We start from the raw sequence: 17,077 nt of genomic DNA, 5'->3' as shown, positions 1-17,077 counted from the left end.
ACTGTATTCAAAGATCTAATTACACCTACCGTTTTTAAGAAAACGCTTACATTCAAGCGGAATGAACTGATTAAAAGCAGCGGAACTGTAGACTCAAAAATATACTTTATAAAAAAGGCAGCCTTAAAATTTCCATCTTCCAACAACATGCCGAACAGATTATCCGGCTAGGTTATACTGGAGATCTTATCGTGGCCATGGACTCCTTCTTTGATGGTTGCCATTCAGATTTCGTTATTCAAGCCATTAAGAAAACTGAAGTATTGGTCGCGGAAAAAGAAGATTTTATGCATTTCGTCTATGAAAGTCCTGAGAACACTTCGCTTTACATCAACATATTAGAGGGATTGGTGAAGCAACAGCTTGACAGAGAACAGGATCTGCTGCAGGACTCCCTAAAATCCGATATGAGCGTGTTTTTAAGAGAAACCCTCTCTTATTCCAAATTATTCCCAATAAACATATTGCCAACTATTTGAGGATGACACCTGAAACTTTTTCACGGATCAGTAAATCTTGAGTTCAATCAATTTTTTTGCCCTTTTTTTTCGTGTATTTTATCAAAAAAACGAAAATGAAATATAAATCTTTAGCATTACTTGAACAGCTCAGTACACAGACAAGGGAACATATGACTTTTGTTGAATCGTTGAAAACGCTGTCGTTAGATGATCTCAATAAACGGCCCCATAAAGGCTCATGGAATACCTTAGAGTGTATCGCACATCTCAATCTTTATGGAAACTTCTATCTGCCGAAATTTCAAGAAGAATGGCAGCTAGTCAATCGAATGCAGCAAGCTATTTCAACAGTGGCCTTTTAGGAAACTATTTCGCAAAAAGTATACTTCCAAAAGATCGGCCCAACAAAATGAAGACATTCCAGGAGATGGATCCTATATATAAGCAACTGGACAGAAATGTGCTTGCTGTCTTTTGGAACAACAGGAGAACTTCCTTCAATTACTTGAGCAGGCAAAATCAAAAGATCTCGGCAAAATCCGAACAAATATTTCCATCAATAAATGGATAAAAATCCGTCTCGGAGATACTTTTCGTTTTCTGGTTAACCATAATATCAGGCATATCGTACAGATAAAAATATCCTTTCAAGCTGCTCCATTATTGATCAGACCAGTCCGGTTTTACCAGCTGCCAATCACCAATAATAGCACCAACTTATTTTATTAAGAAATAGAAATGCATGCCACGAAAGACATCAAGGAGCATATTTCGGTCCTTCTAGACAAGATGGCTAAGGATACTTAAACTATGTAAATAATTTGAAAATATCCAGCACCGCTGCAAATATATTTAGTATCTGTTTCATGGAAAAAATAGCGCAATTATCGCGCCATTAGGATGATCGTGGTGTAAAGAGCTCGATTACTCTTTCCAATGGACGGCCGATAACCGCTTTACCATCTTTTATAACGATAGGCCGTTCGATCAATATGGGATTTTGCAGCATCACCTCAACCCACTCCTCATCTGTCAATTGAAGATGTTGAAATTTTTCGAGGAATAGAGCTTCATTCTTTCGAATAAGCGCTAGTGGTTTAAGTCCGAGTTGCGACAATATTTCAATGAGCTCAGCTTTACTGGGGACTTCTTCAAGATACTCTTGCACCTGCAGATCTACAGTATGCTCTTGCAAAAAATCCAACGCTGCGCAACTCTTGCTGCATTGTTTATTATGGTATATTTTAATCATAGTAGCTTGTTGTTGGGTTTCTTCTCAGAAAAAAGATGTTATTTGCGTAGTTTATCTATTACTTCTTTTCGGTGCAAATCTCCCCAGTCAATAAGGTTCTCAATCAAAGGTTTTAGGCTCATACCATGTTTCGTGATTGCATATTCCATTTCAATCGAATAGGTTGATTTTTTATGCCGGCTGACAAGTAAATGTCCTTCCAGAACCTTAAGTTCTTTGGATAACATCCGGTCTGTAATCGGAGCGATATAATTCGCAAGATCTCTAAAACGCTTCGGCCCTGTTAACAAGGCGGCGATGATCTGCAGTTTCCATTTTCCCTGTAAACATTCCAAAGCATCCTGAATCTTCAGGAAAGTGCCTGGAGAATGAAAGGGGCAATAATGATCGTTATCTACTTTCTTAGTCATACTGGTACACTATACTCCGTGATAGTAGATGTGTTGATCTACTGAATGATTCTCTAGCTTTACAATAATATAAAAAAAAGATAAATGGCAAACAATAAAATTGAAACTGTACTTGTATTGGGTGGTAACGGAAAGAGTGGCCGTCGGGTAGTAGAAAAATTACGAGCCAAAGGAGTTGAAGTTCTTGTTACAACCAGGGAATTGGAAAAAGCGTCCAAGCATTCGCGGTATTTTATTTGGGAGAATGATCGTAATTGGGCTGAAGTATTAAAGGCGTGGATGCACTATTTATTGTGCATCCGGATACATCTATGCCTGAAGCGTTACAACAAATCCGCGTGCTTTCTGAACATGCATACAAAGCTAATATTAAAAAGATTGTATTGCTATCAGGCCGAGGCCAAGATTCTGTGATTGCTTGCGAGAATGTGATCCAACATTCTGGTCTTCGCTGGACTATTGTTCGTTCGGCCTGGTTCAATCAGAATTTTACCGAGGGACATTTTGCTCATGGTATAAAAACAGGAGAAGTTGTTTTTATGGCAGGACAGGCCGGCGAGCCATTTGTTGATCTTGACGACCTTGCGGACGTCGTTGTCGCATCCTTATTAGAGCCTATCCACGATAATCAAGTTTATGAAGTGACCGGTGATATACTCTACACTTTTCGAGATGCCGTAGCAATCATTTCAAAAAAATCGGCAGCCCTATTACCTACCGTGAATTGGATAAACAAAGTTATTTGGAACTGTTACTGCAACATGGTCTACCCCGGCTGTTGCTCAGCATCTTGTATTTGCATTTTCGGAGATTCTCGATGGAAGAAATCAATCCTTAGGCGATGGCATTGACCGTGTGCTTAAAAGATCACCTAAATCTTTTGCCTCTTTTGTCGATGAAGCTTTTAAAAGGATTAAAGCAGCTATTAAGGACGGCTAGAAAATCGTTCTTATTTTCATTTTTTCCTTCGGGGACGCAGGATTCGTCCAGGGAATTTACTTTTCCCTTAGGGGATTTTGGTTTCCTCCGAAGGAGACACAGCATTCTCCCAGGGAATTTACTTTTCCTTTAAGGGATCTTGGTTTCCTCCTAAATTCACCCGCGATAAACCAATGCTACAAATCATGCGATTAAAAGCAATAAATCCACTTTTCACAGAAAAACAGCTTGTAATTCAATAAATCACAGGGGTAAAATTGTGCCAAAAGTTTTTGCACTTCCTAAATTTTGGCACAATTTTACCCCTTCTCTACTATGCTGCGAATTGTTTATACGGGCGGACTAGTCTCTTATTTATTTGAGAGACACGGAAGTTATCAGCAATTCCGCCGATAAAATTGAACTGTAAATGACCGTGGTTTGTAAAACGAATTTTATAATTTAGTAGTATGAACTCAGCTGAAAGTGTAACAGATTTCTACAAAAGACAACCGGGCTTTGCGAACCTAGACTTACCGCTTAATAATACGGGCATTGGTCACTTCAATGTGTTTAGCCGAGAATCCTGTACAGTAATCTCCCTTATAACCGTCGTGATTTCTATAAAACTTCATTGATTATAGGTCGGGGCAAATTATATTATGCTGATAAATGGATACAGATCGATCGACCGGCGATGTTATTTGCCAATCCGGTCGTACCTTACGCCTGGGAACCGGAGTCTACGGCACAATCTGGATGGTATTGTGTCTTTACGGAAGAATTTATTCAACATAGTGAACGCATAGAGAGTTTAAAGGATTCTCCCTTTTTAAAATTGGGAGCAACCCAATTTATTTTCCAAACACAGAACAACTGGATGAAATCTCAACAATTTTCAAAAAAATGTTGTCTGAGATGAATTCAGATTATGCACATAAAGACGATGTCTTGCGCAGCTACCTGCATCTATTGATCCATGAGACAATGAAGTCAAGTCCTGCTCAGGAGTTTGGTGCATATACCAACGCATCTACCCGTGTATCGAGTCTATTTTTGGAACTCCTGGAACGTCAATTCCCAGTAAACACATTGGATACTGGTTTGCAGCTGAAAAGCCCAGGGGATTATGCCCATGCCCTTTCGGTGCATATCAATCACCTGAACCGTTCTGTAAAAGAAACAACAGGTAAAACCACAAGTGCACATATCGCCAGCCGCATTGCGCAGGAAGCGCGGGCATTGCTACTGCATACCAATTGGAATATCGCCGATATCGCTTATAAATTAGGTTTTGAATACCCTTCTTATTTTACGAACTTTTTCAAAAAACATACTGGAATGTCACCAAACCAATTACGGATGACGACTGTTTGAATAATATAATTATCTGTTTGATTGTCTTAAGTAAGACACCGTATACCTTCGCTACTTTTGTATTGAACAAAATATAACAGTTATGAAATATAGAAATCTCGGAACAACAAACGAACAGTTATCTGCTATTGGATTAGGTTGTATGGGAATGAGTTTTGCCTATGGACCTACAGACGAAAAAAGAGAGTATTGCTACACTTGAAAGGGCATTGGACCTTGGCGTAAACTTCTGGGATACAGCGGACATGTACGGCAATGGCGCCAACGAAGAATTGATCTCAAAAGTTCTGGTTCCCAATCGTGACAAGGTATTTATTGCAACCAAATTTGGCTTTCGTTTCAAGGATGGACAGGCAGGACCAAGCGGCACCGCAAACACCTATTTTGACGGATCACCTGCCTGGATAAAAATTGCTGTAGAAAATAGTCTCAGAAGACTTCGCATCGATACCATAGATCTGTATTATGCACATCGAGTGGATCCGAATATCCCGATCGAAGATACTGTAGGCGCTATGGCGGAACTGGTCAAAGAAGGAAAAGTAAGATATCTTGGACTGAGTGAGGCATCGCCGGCTTCGATCATCAAAGCCAATGCGGTTCATCCCATTGCGGCACTGCAAAGTGAATATTCTCTGCTAACACGTGATGTAGAAAAAGAAATACTACAGACTGTACGTAATTTGGGTATCAGTTTAATCCCCTATTCACCACTTGCCAGAGGTTTATTTTCCAATGCCTTAAATTTAGATAGTCTGGCAGCAGACGATTTCAGAAGGACACTTCCCGCAATCAAGGAGAACATGCGGAAAATAACGCTCGTTTGATTGCTGAATTTGCGCTTTTAGCTCAAGATAAACAATGTTCGCCAATACAATTGGCGCTGGCTTGGGTGCTCGCTCAGGGAATGACATCATTCCAATTCCAGGCACGAAAAAAAGAAAGTATCTAGAAGAAAACGTAGGTGCCATCGAAGTACAATTGTCGGATTCGGATCTAAACGCTATCGAAGAAATACTTCGGAAATACCCGAATGTGGGTGCTCGTTATAGTGATGGCGCAATGGCATTGGTCAACAATTAATAGATCAACTTTAACCGATACGGGGTATAACATGCATTTTACACTAAATGATCTGTCCGACTCCGTATTTGTTTTATTGAGACTTATACCTCTATCCGCTCTTGCAGCTGAGACATAACTATACAACTGAAAATGGGGTGCAGCATTTTTTGCGCTTCATTTCAAAACCTTGCTGTTGTCTATTGATCCAACAGCAAGGTTTGTTTTTATTTAGAAACTAACAGTTAGTGCCATAACAGCCGTTGTGCTATTTTTTACCAAACTATTATTCCGATTTAGGAAGATTGCTTCTTTATTGTTCAGATTACGTATTTCTGTCCGCCAAAGTACATTGGGGAGAATTGCATAATCCGCATTGAGCGAGTAGCCAAATGTTTGGAACCAATTTTTTGCCTCGGTAGAGATAATGACACCCTTTTTATCCTGATAGTATTCACCTCGAGCAGTAAGGCTGAATTTATCGGCTCCTGTATAACGTGCAATTAATACCGGGGTATACCAGACATTGTATTTGCTGCTCCCTTTTCCTTTTGCTCCGCACCGATGTCAAAACCCACCGTGAATCCGACCTGTTTATTTAGCTGATAAATAGCATATAAGTTATGAAAATAACGCATCTGTCTGACACTATCCGCTTTATCACTGCCGATAAAAGATCCACTATTGATGGTTAAATTATCGGTCGGCTTATATACAAGCTGATGTCCGAAGGCAGGCAAACTATTGCCATCGACACGCTGTATACGTTGCCAACCGTTTAATACAAGTCCGCTAAGAAATAATTTTCCAGATGCAGAGGTGTAAGATATTTTTGCGCCGGTTTCAAAATAGGGCGAATTATCGGCAAAAGGCTTCTTGTCACTGTCCAATTGTCCTTTCCAATGGCACTTTCAAAACCCAGATGGGAAGAGAAAATACCGGCATCAATCCATAAATTATGCTTCCTTGAGATGCGTACACCGGCATTGGCTTCGTAGATATTCTTCAATACTCCAGGCTCCGCCGCATAGTTGGCATTCATGTAGGTACCTGTTGCCAAGGTTACATTGGCCCGCGTGTTCTCCGTATTATAGGTAGCTTTTAGCAAGGCCAGATTAATATTCACTTCATTGTTCCTGTTATGGCTGTAAACAAAACCCGGACGTGTATTTCCAAGAGGATTATTGAAATCCCGCATATAATAAGCTTCCACATATCCGTTGAATGAAAGCGGGTTATTTTTTGTTGTGTCTTCCTGTGCAAATAGTGATGTTGTTGACCCAAGTACGAGGGAGGTCAACAGGGTTAATTTCTTCATTTATTTAATTTTTGATTGTCATTTATTCTATTCGTATAGCTACGTTTTGGCATTTATTTTCCCATCATTGTTATTCTGCTATCACCTAGATTCGTTTTACTCCGGCTAAGGACTGCAGTCCATTGTATACTCGACATAATGGCTATTCCGGCTATATTCTATCGCCAAAGGCTGATATCGCGATTGTATTTTCAAAATTTAACCGAGATACAGCTAATAGATCATGGTAAGGATCAAGATGATCATCACAACCTTCGCTATGCGATCCATAGACAATTTTCGGGGCGACTGCTGCTCCTGATTTTCTTTTAAATCTTTCATGGCTAACGTTAACTTAAGTGTTATTCTACTTTGTATTTTCTTAGTTTCTCTCAAAGGAATCCATCAGATTTTAAAGCATAACTAAAAGCAAAGTATTCCAGTTATTATCAGTACTCGTGTTTTCACTTTGCTGTGGATTATTAAAGATTCTTGAACTATTATTTTCATTCTTGGAGATGTCATATCATCCGCGGTCGGTATATCAGCTTCAATGTGGGCGGGCTCTGTGCCGATTCTTTTATTTTTCTAATCATCTTCATTTTTATATACGTTGCCCCTATATGCCAAACAATATTCCACAGTTCTCACGAACAACGTAAAACACTAAAAGACAATAGATTTAAAAAGAAAAGACTAAAATCAAAATTGCTAGATCCTATCAGAATGACAGGGTTATTTTATCAAAATGAGAATTGATTTGTGAGAGGAACTATCCAAAATGAGGGATACAGTCCCTGTCAACGGCTGATTGATTGATTGATTGATTGATTGATTGATGACCAACACGGTGTTTTTCTCAGGTGAGCATTGGTCCGTCGCTAAGGAAAATTAGATTTCCTCACTATCTTCTAAGTTGTCTACCGAGATTGGCTTATCAGAAGAAAAATTTATATTGATACCATAAGGATCACAAATGCTAAATAAACCTTCAGCAAAACGCAGCACCCATTCCTCCTCGTCATCGTAAAGAATAACTTCGGGAGATCCACTGGGAACTCTTCGATCTCCCTCACTAGATACTCCCTTCCCTACCGCTTATTTTGAAATCAATAGCTTGTTCGGTCAATGTTCTCTTCAAAAAGGATATTCCAGTTTCGAGATAACGCTCCATATGACCAAGAATAGCTTCGGCAAGCCTTAGCATGTTATCACTTGGTTTTTCTGCTTTGGTTAGTATATAAAGCGGAATTTCTCCATCAAAAAAACGGTTGTCCACAACAATCCGGGTAGACCACACGGATGTTTCCTCTGGACCTTCGCTGCGTTCCAGTACACCAAAACTTGTCATAAAACTTTTATCAACCATGCCATTAATTTAATAACAAATCGTATTACTACGCAAAAAATAAGCGTAATAAAAACAAAAACATGAATAATCTGTAAATTAGGCAATCAAGAATAGGGAGCAAACTTAACGCGCAACAATTAGATGCAAGAAAATAAATACGACGATCCACAATTTTTCGAAGAATATAGCAAAATGTATCGGTCACAGAAAGGCTTATTGGGAGCTGGCGAATGGCATGAATTTCAAAAGCTCTTACCCAACCTGAGGGACAATGCTGTGCTCGATTTAGGCTGTGGATATGGTTGGCATTGTCGATATGTGATTGAAAATGGCGCAAAATCTGTTATTGGCGTAGATCTATCCGAAAAAATGCTGGAGAAGGCCAACGAGATCAATAAACTGGAAGGAATCGAATATCAACGAAATGCAATTGAAGAGCTTACTTTCAGATCCGGACAATTTAATCTGGTGATCAGTTCTTTGGCATTTCATTACATAAAAGACTTTGATGCACTCTGTCGGAATATTTACAATTGGCTCCAACCTGGAGGGCAATTTTTATTCTCGATAGAGCATCCTGTTTTTACCGCGCAAGGCAACCAAGATTGGATCTACGACAAAGATGGAGACAAACTCTATTGGCCTGTAGACAACTATTTTCTCATAGGGGCCAGAGAGACAACATTTTTAGGAAATACGGTTCTAAAGTACCATAGAACAATTACTTCTTATCTCAGTAGCATTCTACAAAGTGGATTTAAAATAAACGCTTGTGTTGAACCTGAACCTAGTACAGAAATGCTCGAAAATTTTCCGGCAATGGGTGATGAATTGAGAAGGCCGATGATGTTGATTATTTCCGCTGAAAAGTAGTTCGCTACATCGGCTTCCTCTGTAACAAATTTGCATAAGAGCCTGTATTTATAATGGAAAGCAAACATTAAAATTTATTTTAGTGTATCAGGTTCCTAAAAACATTCATGTACAACAAACTTTAAACAATGATAAACTTAAACCTATTCAAAAAAATTGCAGTGGCTGCCTGTATCAGCTGTCTATTTTATTCGTGTAATAAGGAGGCGAGCGCTCCAAATACATTGACTGAGGAAGAACAAAAAGAAGGTTGGCAACTCCTATTTGACGGCACTACCCTGAACAATTGGCATACCTACAACAATGAGAAAAAGCACCTACTGCCTGGTTGGTGCGGAATGGTACGATCTATTGCGATCCAAACAACGAAAGTCAAAAATATGATCTTGTATCCAACACTGACTATAAGAATTATGAGTTCAAATTTGAATGGAAACTGGAAAAGGAAGGTAACAGTGGCGTTTTTGTCAATGTACAGGAACAGCCGGATATCAATGCGACTTATCACTCTGGCCCTGAATATCAATTGCTCGCAGATTCGCACCCTGACTTTGACAAACCATTGAAACGTGCTGGCTGTCTCTACACGTTTTTACCACAACAAAATTTTGTCAGCACCAAAGCTAAAGATGATTGGAACCAATCAAGCATTGTACAAAAAGACGGTAAAATAACCTTCTATCTGAATGGTAAAGTCACAGCTGAAATGGATTTCAATTCGCAAAAATGGAAGGATCTGGTAAAACATAGTACTTTCAAAGATTTTCCGGAATTCGGTCAACATGTTAGTGGCAAGCTCGCTCTTCAAGACTGGTCAAGGGGTGTATCCTTTAGAAATCTAAAGATAAAACAATTATAATCACCCCTGCATATAGCCTCAAAAGTCCTTCGTTCTTGTATGAACGAAGGACTTTTGAATTTTCAAACAATTCCGGAATTATCCGCTTCATATATAAAAACTGACCGCTAAGTACATGAACACAAGCAAATCATTATTTAACCTATTACTTTTCTTTGTAATTGCCTCTCCTGTAGTCGCACAGACAAAAATTGAAATTGACCAATCGATTTTCCAGGTAGAATCAGGATTAATCCCAGTGATACGATTTGACGAGTGAGCTGTTAGACAATAGCCTGTTTACTATGTTCAGCAGTGTAATACCTATAGATTTTATCTTCTTTATTGACATCTGATTACAGCAATATTCAGTAACACACCTATATATCAGAATTAAAATTCAAAAAACAAAAACAAAAGAAATAAAATATTTGTTAAACATCAATGTAGCGAATTAAATTCCAACCACGTTAAGAATTAGAGAGTCACCAAAATCGTGGCTTCTACATATATTAAATGAAAAAATGATCATGATTTGCCTTATTGCACTCGCGCAATTAAAGGCTACGGACAGGAAATCCCGCAAAGAAAATCTGAAATCAGAGTTGGCTATGGGCTTGTACCTGTCCAAGAAATTGGAACACTATTGGGAGATTGGATTACAATGGGGATCGTGGGCAGAAGAGTGGAAAGTACCGAGGGTACCGGTGCTATTTCCGCAGGATACTCGCTCAATTTAACACAACGATTTTCAGTGGGAATCGACGGTTTTTATGGAAAAAATACAGTCCGTTACAAGGATGATCTTGGAGATTCCAAATGGAGCACTTATGGTGGACTGGTAAACGCAAAATATCTGTATCTGGACAGGGGCAAATTGAACTTATACGGTAAGGGTGCTGTTGGTTATGCCCAATACCACAACCGTCAAAAAGAGAACTCCGACAACTTTGGCGCACTATCCTACCAAGCTTCACCATTCGGTATTCGTTATGGTAATAAAATTGGTGTATATGGTGAATTTGGTTTCGGATATCTGGGTATCGCCAATGTTGGTATATCTTTCAAATTATAATATTTCATACTATAAATTAGTATAGTTTTTCAAACATTTAAATAAAAATTACTATGATCAAATCTATCATATCATTACTATCTGTTGCGCTTATAAGCAGCAGCTGTTCAACAATCCAACATAAAGAAAAAATGGATTCAACTAAAAACAGTGTATCGGTAAAACTTCTGAATTCCAATCCCGTTACCATCAAAAATCCTTCTGGTAAAATTACCCTCTATGCTGTGGCTGCAAACATTGCTGATGTACCAGCAACGATAATAGCTGAAAAAGCTTTAAACAAAGTGAATTACCGTTTGAGATCAAATTGGATCTTCCAAAAAATCATTACAAATTAATCAAACCGGCAGTTAACGAAACTGATCCCATAAAATATTACGTCGCTTTGGAATGGGATTCCAATGGTGACGGTACAGTGGGCAAAGGAGATGTGAGGATTGACTTTAACAAGAAATTTCCAACCGTATCTCTTGGAAATAATAATGAGGTATTTGTCTTACAGGCAGATTAGTACTTTTTACAGCTTTCCAAAAGTATTTTCTTAAAAATGCTTTTGGAAAGTATCATTATAGACAGCTCTATTGCCCTTCAGCACCATCATCGCAAATCGATGCGGGCATCTATCCAAAAGTACGCCCTGTTTTTGCGGAATAAGTCATCGGGTAATTGATGATTATAAATCAGTTCTTCCAATGTATTAAAATTGTAACGCAACACCTCATCGTTCTTAAACTGGATCGGACGTAAAATCGCGTCTTCATCATCAATAAAAATATCAGATTCGAAAAGATTAATTTGATTTGTTGTGACCCAGGCTATAGCGGCTACTTTATCCATTTTTATCAAAGCCTTGACGCTTCTTGGTATTGTTTCATTTCCCAAGGGAGATCTTCGGGATAATGGGAGGCAACATAGTCCTGATATATTTTTATATCCCCTACTCGCAGGCATTCGTTACGAATTAACAGCCTTGTTGTATCGCGGGCAAAGCTCACATAGTCGGGATGCATAAACAAGCCGTACCGTTTACTATACAATGCTATCTTATCTGCCAATTCTTGCCTCATAATTTATGTACGCAACAAAAATCATCCCAACATCCTCTTTTATAGCAGGTTTTAAACTAAATTGTTGATTTTTTAGGTAAAAAAATAGGATTTATTCAAATTCATGCAGTATATGGGAAATATAAAGAGTTAGTTTTTCCAGTAAAGAGAAAGGATTCTGATATCACTCCTATTTATATGCAAAGTGATATCAAAATCCCTGATTGTTATTAAAATATTTTTAAGCCTACAATACCCGCCACAATTAAGGTCGCCGACAAAAGTCTAAAGACGTTTGCTGAATCGCCGAAGAAGAATATCCCGACCAGCAATGTACCGACAGCACCTAAACCAGTCCAAACCGCATAGGCTGTACCGATTGGGATAGCCTTTTGCGCATAAAACAATAGTGCTCCACTGATAGTCATCGAGACAACAGCCAATATAATCCAACCAAATTTATTGCCATCTGGTTGTTGCGCCATCTTCAATCCTAAAGGCCAACCAATTTCAAAAATACCAGCGATAATTAATGCAATCCAATTCATTTTCAATTATTTAAATGATCCGCTACAAAAGTAGTGACTTGATTGACTGCATTTTTTGATCTATATCAAAATCGTTCCTTAACGTCTGATACGACTCAAAGTCTCCTGTGTAATTCCCAAATAGGATGCAATGTGACCAAGATTGACTCGATTTAACAAATTTGGCTGCAACTTGATCAGCGACTGGTAACGTTCTATAGCAGATTCGGTGTGCAAAGAGATAATACGTTCCTCCAAGACAATACATACCTCCTCCGCAATTTTTCTCCCAATAAGGTTTAACTCCGGATATTTACGATAGAGTTCATTCAGATCATCCACAGCAATTGCATAGACCTCCGAATCTTCAAGAAACTGAATATTCTCAAAGGAAGGTTTTTCAGTATATACAGGTAATATCGATCCAAAAATTTGATTTTCTTCACCAAACCAGCTGTTGAGCTCCCGTCCATTTTTAAAGAAATAGGCACGAATCAGACCCTTACTTAATACAAAATAACTGGATACATGCTGGCCCTCTTTTAGAAAATGTTCTCCCTTACGCTTCGAAAAATAGTTGATCCTTTGTTCGATCTCCTTTTCGGCGGCTTCATTGAGATGCCCATATCTTCTGAACTGCTGGATTAATGGATTCATGGCTTACTATAAACTAATGGATCTGAAGATACAAAACTCTCAAAAAAACGGTGAAAGATATGATAAAAAGTCAGGTGTAATGTATCTTTGTTTAAACGGAAAACCTGTCAATAAAAATTAATCCGTTTGGAAAAAAGCAGTACAGAAATCGATAAATATGCAAGAACTCAACCAGTTTTATTTAAGTCAGGAAGAACCCAATAAGAGCTGTCTGTTGGCACTAAAGCATATTATTCTTCAGCAGGATACAGAAATCAGGGAAACGGTAAAATATGGGATGCCTTGTTTTTGCTATAAGAACAAAGCATTTTGTTACCTGTGGACTGACAAAAAAACAAAATATCCTTATCTGCTGATGGTAGAAGGAAAATATCTGGATTATCCTGAGCTCGAAACCGGAACACGTTCGCGGATGAAGGTCTTTCCTGTCAATCCAAATGAGGATCTTCCACTGGAGACCATCAGAACTATTTTAAATGCAGCGATCAACCTATATCGCGATGGAAAAATCGCCTTTAGCACCATCCTCCGAAACATTTAAATAATACTTACTTAACCTAAAATCAATAATACAGCACTACCTTTACCGCGGTTTAAAAAATCACCTAGTCATTTAAACAGCTACTAAACAAATGAGAAAACATTTGATTACCAGCATTTTGCTAAGCACAATTGGTACATCGATTACCTATGCGCAAAATGAAACTACCTCTGCCCTAAACGGAACAGTCAGAGCGGGCAACACGCCTATCAATGGTGCAACAATTGAAGCTATCCATTTACCATCTGGGACAAAATACACGACTTCATCACGAAACGATGGCCGTTATAACCTTCCGAATATGCGTATCGGTGGTCATTATCAAATCACTGTAACTTATTTAGGTCATACTCCAAATGTCAAGCAAGTAGAAAAACTGGCATTGGGACAAAGTTCAACACTTGATATTCAAATGATCGCCAATGATCGGCTTTTGGAAGAAGTCGTTGTCGTGGGCACAAGACAGGAAAGGTCTTCAATTCAGGTCGAACTGGAGCTTCGCAGAATATCTCACGTACAGCAATACAGAATCTACCAACACTCAACCGGAGTTTTACAGATTTCGTCAAGCTGACACCTCAATTTTCAATGCAATATGGCAATCCTTCCTTTGCAGGAAGAAGCAATCTCGCGAACAACTTCACCATTGATGGCGCATTATTTAACAATGCCTTTGGACTACAGGGGACAATTGGAAGCCAGACAAACTCGCAACCGATCAACATGGATGCCTTTGAAGAGATCTCGGTTAATATCGCTCCCTACGATGTGAGACAGAATGGCTTCACAGGTGCTGCAATTAATGCTGTCACCCGAAGTGGTACAAATGAGATACAGGGTTCATTAAACTACTATTTCAGAAATCAGGATCTGGTCAATAAGTATAATTCGGCAGGTCTGAAAGCTCCTGTCAATAATTTTAACCTCAAAGGATATGGGTTTACAGTCGGCGGCCCAATTATTAAAAATAAGCTTTTCTTTTTTGCCAGTGGGGAAATTGAGCGAAGGGTAGATCCCGGAACAAACTTTATCGCTTCACGCGGAGGCAACACCGGTCCGAACGTATCAACCGTCTCTGCCGAAAAACTAGATGATCTAGCAATCTATCTCAAATCTATCGGATACAACCCAGGTTCTTATCAGGATTATCCTTTGGATACACGCAGTGACAAGTTTTCGATCAAATTAGATTACAACATCGACTCCAAAAATACGCTGAGTGCCAAATACTTTTATTTCCGCTCCTATCGGGATATCCTACCGTCAAATAGCGGCGCACCAAAAATAATAGACAACCCTCAAATATCAGTCTACCATTCAGTTCAGCGGGTTACGGTATCAACAATAATATGGATAATGTGAATCTGGAATTGCGTACGCGTATCAGTAGCAAATATTCCAACTCCCTGACCGTAGGCTATAATGTGATGGACGACTACAGAGAATCTAAAGGTGGACAGCCATTCCCTTTGGTAGACATTATGAATCCGGATGGAAGTAGCATGACGGCTTTTGGCTATGAACCTTTTACTGCATTTAACAGCCTAAAAACGAAAGTTTTTCAAGCCACCAACAACTTCAATATATACGCTGGTAAGCATGAAATCACACTGGGAGCTAACTTTGAAAATTATCGGACAAAAATGGTTTTGCACCAAACTACTATGGAGCTTATACTTTTGCCAGTCTTGACGATTTTTATAATTCAGCTAAAAAGACGTTTCAAATGCGACCAAATACCAGATACAGTATTCGGTATTGGCTGATGGATCTTTCCCTTATGCTGAGGTTTCTGCCAATATGGTTGGTCTGTATGTGCAGGATGCCTTTGCTGTAAACAATAATTTTAAACTCACCGCTGGGCTACGGGCTGATTACACCCACTTATCATCACCTAGCAATCTAAAAAATGATAATGTCAGCAAATTGACCTTTGATCAGGGCGAAAAAATTGATGTTTCAAAATACCCTAAAGGAACTATTCTATGGTCGCCCCGTATTGGATTTAACTGGAACGTCAATGGAACGAATCAAACTCAAATACGTGGGGGTCAGGGATCTTTACCGGTCGTCCGCCATTGGTATGGATCTCCAACCAAGCTGGCAACAATGGTGTTATGTTTGGCTCTGAAACAATAGACAAGCCAACCAATCGTCCTTTCACGCCGGATGTGGATGCCTATCGCAATGTGAACCACCAGACTGCGGCAAACAATTCGAGTTATAACCTTGCTGTTACGGCCAATAACTTCAAATTTATGCAGCTATGGCGTACAAATCTTGCCGTAGACCAAAAATTGCCGGGTGGAGTCATTGGTACATTTGAGGCAATGTATTCCAAGGATATCAATTCTGTTTATTTCCGAAATGTCAATCTAAATACGACAGATGGTACAGCTTTAACCGGTGCCGATAACCGTATGCGTTATACGACACCGCGTATATATGGTGCTGCGAAACCTACTCCTGAAAATCCAAATATTTCGGATGCGATCGTCATGTCCAATACTTCAAAAGGATATAGCTATACGCTGACAGGAACATTATCCAAAGAATTTAAAGGTGGATTTTTGCTAATATCGGTTATACCTATACAGATTCAAGATCCGTTAACGACGGCGGTTCTATCGCACAATCGATGTGGCGGGATCGATATGTATCCGGAAACCCGAATAATGCGGACCTCTCCTATTCAACTTACCTGGTAAAAAACAGATTTATTGCCAACTTCTCTTACCGGAAAGAGTATTTTGATCATTTGGGAACGACATTCTCCTTATTTTATCAATTGCAGGATGGCCCACGCTATTCTTATACTTATGGAGGCGACCTAAATAATGATGGTCTGTCTGGTAACGATTTGATTTATATTCCAAACAATAAGGCGGAAATTGCATTGGTAGGTGATAATGACAAAGATATGCGTACGCCAGATCAACTGTGGTCACAATTGAATGGCTATATCAATCAGGATAGCTACCTGAATGCACACCGGGGTCAATACGCGAAACGCAACGCCTTGGTCGGAAAAATGATCGGTACGCTTGATATCCGTGTTGCTCAGGATGTATTCTTAAATGCGGGTGGAAAAAACATCAATTACAACTTACATTCGACGTATTCAATTTTGGAAATATGATCAATAAAAGTTGGGGTGTGGCACAATTTGCCAATAAGGCGAATGGTATCCTAAATTATAAAGGACTCAATGCGGAAGGCCAACCAACTTTTTCTTTCCCTTATTTAGATGCGACGAATCAGATTCCATTGACCAGTACTTTCTCAAATAGTGTTGACGAAACATCGCGTTGGAGAATTCAACTTGGCGTCCGTTATCGCTTCAATCAATAAGTAAAAAATAATGTAAATTTGACCCATCCTTGTTTAAGGAT

Annotated in this window: 28 protein-coding genes and 1 pseudogene; 20 read left to right on the top strand and 9 right to left on the bottom strand. The window is 39.1% G+C overall.

Annotated features, from left to right (window positions below):
- The first annotated feature begins 197 nt into the window (after positions 1 to 197).
- The 3 genes from KUH03_RS36780 (at position 198) to KUH03_RS36770 (ending at position 1,190) form a co-directional block, all read left to right on the top strand.
- The gene (locus tag KUH03_RS36780) at positions 198 to 479 is read left to right on the top strand and encodes a hypothetical protein (RefSeq protein ID WP_257089571.1); all 282 of its coding nucleotides are present in this window, start codon (positions 198 to 200) and stop codon (positions 477 to 479) included.
- A gap of 95 nt (positions 480 to 574) precedes the next feature.
- A complete protein-coding gene (locus KUH03_RS36775) occupies positions 575 to 823 on the top strand; it encodes a DinB family protein (protein ID WP_257089569.1) in 249 nt (82 codons plus the stop codon).
- A gap of 112 nt (positions 824 to 935) precedes the next feature.
- On the top strand, positions 936 to 1,190 hold the full coding sequence (locus KUH03_RS36770; RefSeq protein ID WP_257089567.1) for a DinB family protein: 255 nt from the start codon (positions 936 to 938) through the stop codon (positions 1,188 to 1,190).
- Positions 1,191 to 1,356: 166 nt separating this feature from the next.
- On the opposite strand, the gene arsC is transcribed toward KUH03_RS36770, so the two are convergent.
- Both arsC and KUH03_RS36760 read right to left on the bottom strand, forming a co-directional pair.
- A complete protein-coding gene (arsC, locus tag KUH03_RS36765) occupies positions 1,357 to 1,713 on the bottom strand; it encodes an arsenate reductase (glutaredoxin) (protein WP_257089565.1) in 357 nt (118 codons plus the stop codon).
- Between the two features lie 38 nt (positions 1,714 to 1,751).
- Positions 1,752 to 2,123 carry a helix-turn-helix domain-containing protein gene (locus tag KUH03_RS36760; RefSeq protein ID WP_257089563.1) on the bottom strand — a complete coding sequence of 124 codons (372 nt, stop codon included), beginning with the start codon at positions 2,121 to 2,123 and terminating at the stop codon, positions 1,752 to 1,754.
- Positions 2,124 to 2,398: 275 nt separating this feature from the next.
- Here KUH03_RS36760 and KUH03_RS36755 point away from each other — a divergent pair, with 275 nt between their 5' ends.
- From KUH03_RS36755 to KUH03_RS36735, 5 genes are all read left to right on the top strand, one after another.
- A complete protein-coding gene (locus tag KUH03_RS36755; RefSeq protein WP_257089561.1) occupies positions 2,399 to 2,974 on the top strand; it encodes an SDR family oxidoreductase in 576 nt (191 codons plus the stop codon).
- Positions 2,975 to 3,675: 701 nt separating this feature from the next.
- Positions 3,676 to 3,963, top strand: a complete 288-nt coding sequence (locus KUH03_RS36750; RefSeq protein WP_257089559.1) for a hypothetical protein — start codon at positions 3,676 to 3,678, stop codon at positions 3,961 to 3,963.
- Positions 3,948 to 4,418: an AraC family transcriptional regulator gene (locus KUH03_RS36745; RefSeq protein ID WP_257089557.1), complete on the top strand. Its 471-nt coding sequence runs from the start codon at positions 3,948 to 3,950 to the stop codon at positions 4,416 to 4,418. The genes KUH03_RS36750 and KUH03_RS36745 overlap by 16 nt, the downstream gene beginning before the upstream one ends.
- A gap of 161 nt (positions 4,419 to 4,579) precedes the next feature.
- Positions 4,580 to 5,245 carry an aldo/keto reductase gene (locus tag KUH03_RS36740; protein WP_257089555.1) on the top strand — a complete coding sequence of 222 codons (666 nt, stop codon included), beginning with the start codon at positions 4,580 to 4,582 and terminating at the stop codon, positions 5,243 to 5,245.
- A gap of 34 nt (positions 5,246 to 5,279) precedes the next feature.
- Entirely contained in the window at positions 5,280 to 5,501 is a 222-nt protein-coding gene (locus KUH03_RS36735; RefSeq protein ID WP_257089553.1) for an aldo/keto reductase, read from the top strand.
- Positions 5,502 to 5,711: 210 nt separating this feature from the next.
- Here the strand turns inward: KUH03_RS36735 and KUH03_RS36730 are convergent, their stop codons facing one another.
- The 3 genes and pseudogenes from KUH03_RS36730 to KUH03_RS36720 all read right to left on the bottom strand — a co-directional run bounded on the left by KUH03_RS36730 (position 5,712) and on the right by KUH03_RS36720 (position 8,146).
- A complete protein-coding gene (locus KUH03_RS36730) occupies positions 5,712 to 5,984 on the bottom strand; it encodes a porin (RefSeq protein ID WP_257097690.1) in 273 nt (90 codons plus the stop codon).
- Positions 5,984 to 6,678, bottom strand: a pseudogene (locus KUH03_RS36725) (outer membrane beta-barrel protein). Before KUH03_RS36725 ends, KUH03_RS36730 begins: the two are co-directional and overlap by 1 nt.
- Positions 6,679 to 7,852: 1,174 nt before the next feature.
- On the bottom strand, positions 7,853 to 8,146 hold the full coding sequence (locus KUH03_RS36720; RefSeq protein WP_257089551.1) for a hypothetical protein: 294 nt from the start codon (positions 8,144 to 8,146) through the stop codon (positions 7,853 to 7,855).
- A 123-nt stretch (positions 8,147 to 8,269) separates the two neighbouring features.
- Here KUH03_RS36720 and KUH03_RS36715 point away from each other — a divergent pair, with 123 nt between their 5' ends.
- From KUH03_RS36715 to KUH03_RS36700, 4 genes are all read left to right on the top strand, one after another.
- Positions 8,270 to 9,001 carry a class I SAM-dependent methyltransferase gene (locus KUH03_RS36715; protein ID WP_257089549.1) on the top strand — a complete coding sequence of 244 codons (732 nt, stop codon included), beginning with the start codon at positions 8,270 to 8,272 and terminating at the stop codon, positions 8,999 to 9,001.
- Positions 9,002 to 9,329: 328 nt separating this feature from the next.
- Positions 9,330 to 9,860 (top strand): DUF1080 domain-containing protein, encoded by a 531-nt coding sequence (locus KUH03_RS36710; RefSeq protein WP_306429283.1) that lies wholly within the window; start codon positions 9,330 to 9,332, stop codon positions 9,858 to 9,860.
- A gap of 514 nt (positions 9,861 to 10,374) precedes the next feature.
- On the top strand, positions 10,375 to 10,914 hold the full coding sequence (locus tag KUH03_RS36705; protein ID WP_257089547.1) for a porin family protein: 540 nt from the start codon (positions 10,375 to 10,377) through the stop codon (positions 10,912 to 10,914).
- A gap of 307 nt (positions 10,915 to 11,221) precedes the next feature.
- Complete coding sequence (locus KUH03_RS36700; protein ID WP_257089545.1) at positions 11,222 to 11,425, top strand: hypothetical protein; 204 nt, start codon at positions 11,222 to 11,224, stop codon at positions 11,423 to 11,425.
- A gap of 86 nt (positions 11,426 to 11,511) precedes the next feature.
- On the opposite strand, the gene KUH03_RS36695 is transcribed toward KUH03_RS36700, so the two are convergent.
- The 4 genes from KUH03_RS36695 to KUH03_RS36680 form a co-directional block, all read right to left on the bottom strand.
- A complete protein-coding gene (locus tag KUH03_RS36695) occupies positions 11,512 to 11,751 on the bottom strand; it encodes a hypothetical protein (protein WP_257089543.1) in 240 nt (79 codons plus the stop codon).
- A gap of 5 nt (positions 11,752 to 11,756) precedes the next feature.
- The gene (locus tag KUH03_RS36690) at positions 11,757 to 11,969 is read right to left on the bottom strand and encodes a hypothetical protein (RefSeq protein ID WP_257089541.1); all 213 of its coding nucleotides are present in this window, start codon (positions 11,967 to 11,969) and stop codon (positions 11,757 to 11,759) included.
- 221 nt (positions 11,970 to 12,190) lie between these two features.
- Complete coding sequence (locus KUH03_RS36685; protein WP_120258247.1) at positions 12,191 to 12,508, bottom strand: multidrug efflux SMR transporter; 318 nt, start codon at positions 12,506 to 12,508, stop codon at positions 12,191 to 12,193.
- Between the two features lie 78 nt (positions 12,509 to 12,586).
- Positions 12,587 to 13,144, bottom strand: a complete 558-nt coding sequence (locus KUH03_RS36680) for a Crp/Fnr family transcriptional regulator (protein ID WP_257089539.1) — start codon at positions 13,142 to 13,144, stop codon at positions 12,587 to 12,589.
- A 157-nt stretch (positions 13,145 to 13,301) separates the two neighbouring features.
- Between KUH03_RS36680 and KUH03_RS36675 the strand changes: the two genes are divergently transcribed.
- The 8 genes from KUH03_RS36675 (at position 13,302) to KUH03_RS36640 (ending at position 17,036) form a co-directional block, all read left to right on the top strand.
- The gene (locus KUH03_RS36675) at positions 13,302 to 13,685 is read left to right on the top strand and encodes a DUF1801 domain-containing protein (RefSeq protein WP_257089538.1); all 384 of its coding nucleotides are present in this window, start codon (positions 13,302 to 13,304) and stop codon (positions 13,683 to 13,685) included.
- 91 nt (positions 13,686 to 13,776) lie between these two features.
- Positions 13,777 to 14,259, top strand: a complete 483-nt coding sequence (locus tag KUH03_RS36670; protein ID WP_257089536.1) for a carboxypeptidase-like regulatory domain-containing protein — start codon at positions 13,777 to 13,779, stop codon at positions 14,257 to 14,259.
- A gap of 14 nt (positions 14,260 to 14,273) precedes the next feature.
- Positions 14,274 to 15,047, top strand: a complete 774-nt coding sequence (locus tag KUH03_RS36665; RefSeq protein WP_257089534.1) for a hypothetical protein — start codon at positions 14,274 to 14,276, stop codon at positions 15,045 to 15,047.
- On the top strand, positions 15,035 to 15,451 hold the full coding sequence (locus KUH03_RS36660; protein ID WP_257089532.1) for a hypothetical protein: 417 nt from the start codon (positions 15,035 to 15,037) through the stop codon (positions 15,449 to 15,451). Before KUH03_RS36665 ends, KUH03_RS36660 begins: the two co-directional genes overlap by 13 nt.
- A complete protein-coding gene (locus KUH03_RS36655) occupies positions 15,444 to 15,824 on the top strand; it encodes a TonB-dependent receptor domain-containing protein (protein ID WP_257089530.1) in 381 nt (126 codons plus the stop codon). The genes KUH03_RS36660 and KUH03_RS36655 overlap by 8 nt, the downstream gene beginning before the upstream one ends.
- On the top strand, positions 15,803 to 16,393 hold the full coding sequence (locus KUH03_RS36650) for a hypothetical protein (RefSeq protein WP_257089528.1): 591 nt from the start codon (positions 15,803 to 15,805) through the stop codon (positions 16,391 to 16,393). Before KUH03_RS36655 ends, KUH03_RS36650 begins: the two co-directional genes overlap by 22 nt.
- On the top strand, positions 16,324 to 16,824 hold the full coding sequence (locus KUH03_RS36645; RefSeq protein ID WP_257089526.1) for a hypothetical protein: 501 nt from the start codon (positions 16,324 to 16,326) through the stop codon (positions 16,822 to 16,824). Before KUH03_RS36650 ends, KUH03_RS36645 begins: the two co-directional genes overlap by 70 nt.
- On the top strand, positions 16,821 to 17,036 hold the full coding sequence (locus KUH03_RS36640; RefSeq protein WP_257089525.1) for a hypothetical protein: 216 nt from the start codon (positions 16,821 to 16,823) through the stop codon (positions 17,034 to 17,036). Before KUH03_RS36645 ends, KUH03_RS36640 begins: the two co-directional genes overlap by 4 nt.
- The last annotated feature ends 41 nt before the right edge of the window (positions 17,037 to 17,077 follow it).

The organism is Sphingobacterium sp. E70 (genome assembly GCF_019285695.1).
GTDB lineage: Bacteria > Bacteroidota > Bacteroidia > Sphingobacteriales > Sphingobacteriaceae > Sphingobacterium > Sphingobacterium detergens.
Note: the sequence above shows the minus strand (reverse complement) of the source record. Positions and strands in the feature narration are given on the sequence as shown.

What these genes read in the sequence shown, in the direction of transcription:
- KUH03_RS36685 (WP_120258247.1), bottom strand. Translation starts at nt 12,508, where the DNA reads ATGAATTGGATTGCATTAATTATCGCTGGTATTTTTGAAATTGGTTGG.
- KUH03_RS36680 (WP_257089539.1), bottom strand. Translation starts at nt 13,144, where the DNA reads ATGAATCCATTAATCCAGCAGTTCAGAAGATATGGGCATCTCAATGAA.
- KUH03_RS36650 (WP_257089528.1), top strand. Translation starts at nt 15,803, where the DNA reads ATGTTTGGCTCTGAAACAATAGACAAGCCAACCAATCGTCCTTTCACG.
- KUH03_RS36640 (WP_257089525.1), top strand. Translation starts at nt 16,821, where the DNA reads ATGATCAATAAAAGTTGGGGTGTGGCACAATTTGCCAATAAGGCGAAT.
- KUH03_RS36695 (WP_257089543.1), bottom strand. Translation starts at nt 11,751, where the DNA reads ATGGATAAAGTAGCCGCTATAGCCTGGGTCACAACAAATCAAATTAAT.
- KUH03_RS36670 (WP_257089536.1), top strand. Translation starts at nt 13,777, where the DNA reads ATGAGAAAACATTTGATTACCAGCATTTTGCTAAGCACAATTGGTACA.
- KUH03_RS36745 (WP_257089557.1), top strand. Translation starts at nt 3,948, where the DNA reads ATGTTGTCTGAGATGAATTCAGATTATGCACATAAAGACGATGTCTTG.
- KUH03_RS36675 (WP_257089538.1), top strand. Translation starts at nt 13,302, where the DNA reads ATGCAAGAACTCAACCAGTTTTATTTAAGTCAGGAAGAACCCAATAAG.
- KUH03_RS36645 (WP_257089526.1), top strand. Translation starts at nt 16,324, where the DNA reads ATGTGGCGGGATCGATATGTATCCGGAAACCCGAATAATGCGGACCTC.
- KUH03_RS36720 (WP_257089551.1), bottom strand. Translation starts at nt 8,146, where the DNA reads ATGGTTGATAAAAGTTTTATGACAAGTTTTGGTGTACTGGAACGCAGC.
- arsC (WP_257089565.1), bottom strand. Translation starts at nt 1,713, where the DNA reads ATGATTAAAATATACCATAATAAACAATGCAGCAAGAGTTGCGCAGCG.
- KUH03_RS36740 (WP_257089555.1), top strand. Translation starts at nt 4,580, where the DNA reads ATGGACCTACAGACGAAAAAAGAGAGTATTGCTACACTTGAAAGGGCA.
- KUH03_RS36775 (WP_257089569.1), top strand. Translation starts at nt 575, where the DNA reads ATGAAATATAAATCTTTAGCATTACTTGAACAGCTCAGTACACAGACA.
- KUH03_RS36665 (WP_257089534.1), top strand. Translation starts at nt 14,274, where the DNA reads ATGCAATATGGCAATCCTTCCTTTGCAGGAAGAAGCAATCTCGCGAAC.
- KUH03_RS36735 (WP_257089553.1), top strand. Translation starts at nt 5,280, where the DNA reads ATGTTCGCCAATACAATTGGCGCTGGCTTGGGTGCTCGCTCAGGGAAT.
- KUH03_RS36660 (WP_257089532.1), top strand. Translation starts at nt 15,035, where the DNA reads ATGGATAATGTGAATCTGGAATTGCGTACGCGTATCAGTAGCAAATAT.
- KUH03_RS36780 (WP_257089571.1), top strand. Translation starts at nt 198, where the DNA reads ATGGACTCCTTCTTTGATGGTTGCCATTCAGATTTCGTTATTCAAGCC.
- KUH03_RS36715 (WP_257089549.1), top strand. Translation starts at nt 8,270, where the DNA reads ATGCAAGAAAATAAATACGACGATCCACAATTTTTCGAAGAATATAGC.
- KUH03_RS36760 (WP_257089563.1), bottom strand. Translation starts at nt 2,123, where the DNA reads ATGACTAAGAAAGTAGATAACGATCATTATTGCCCCTTTCATTCTCCA.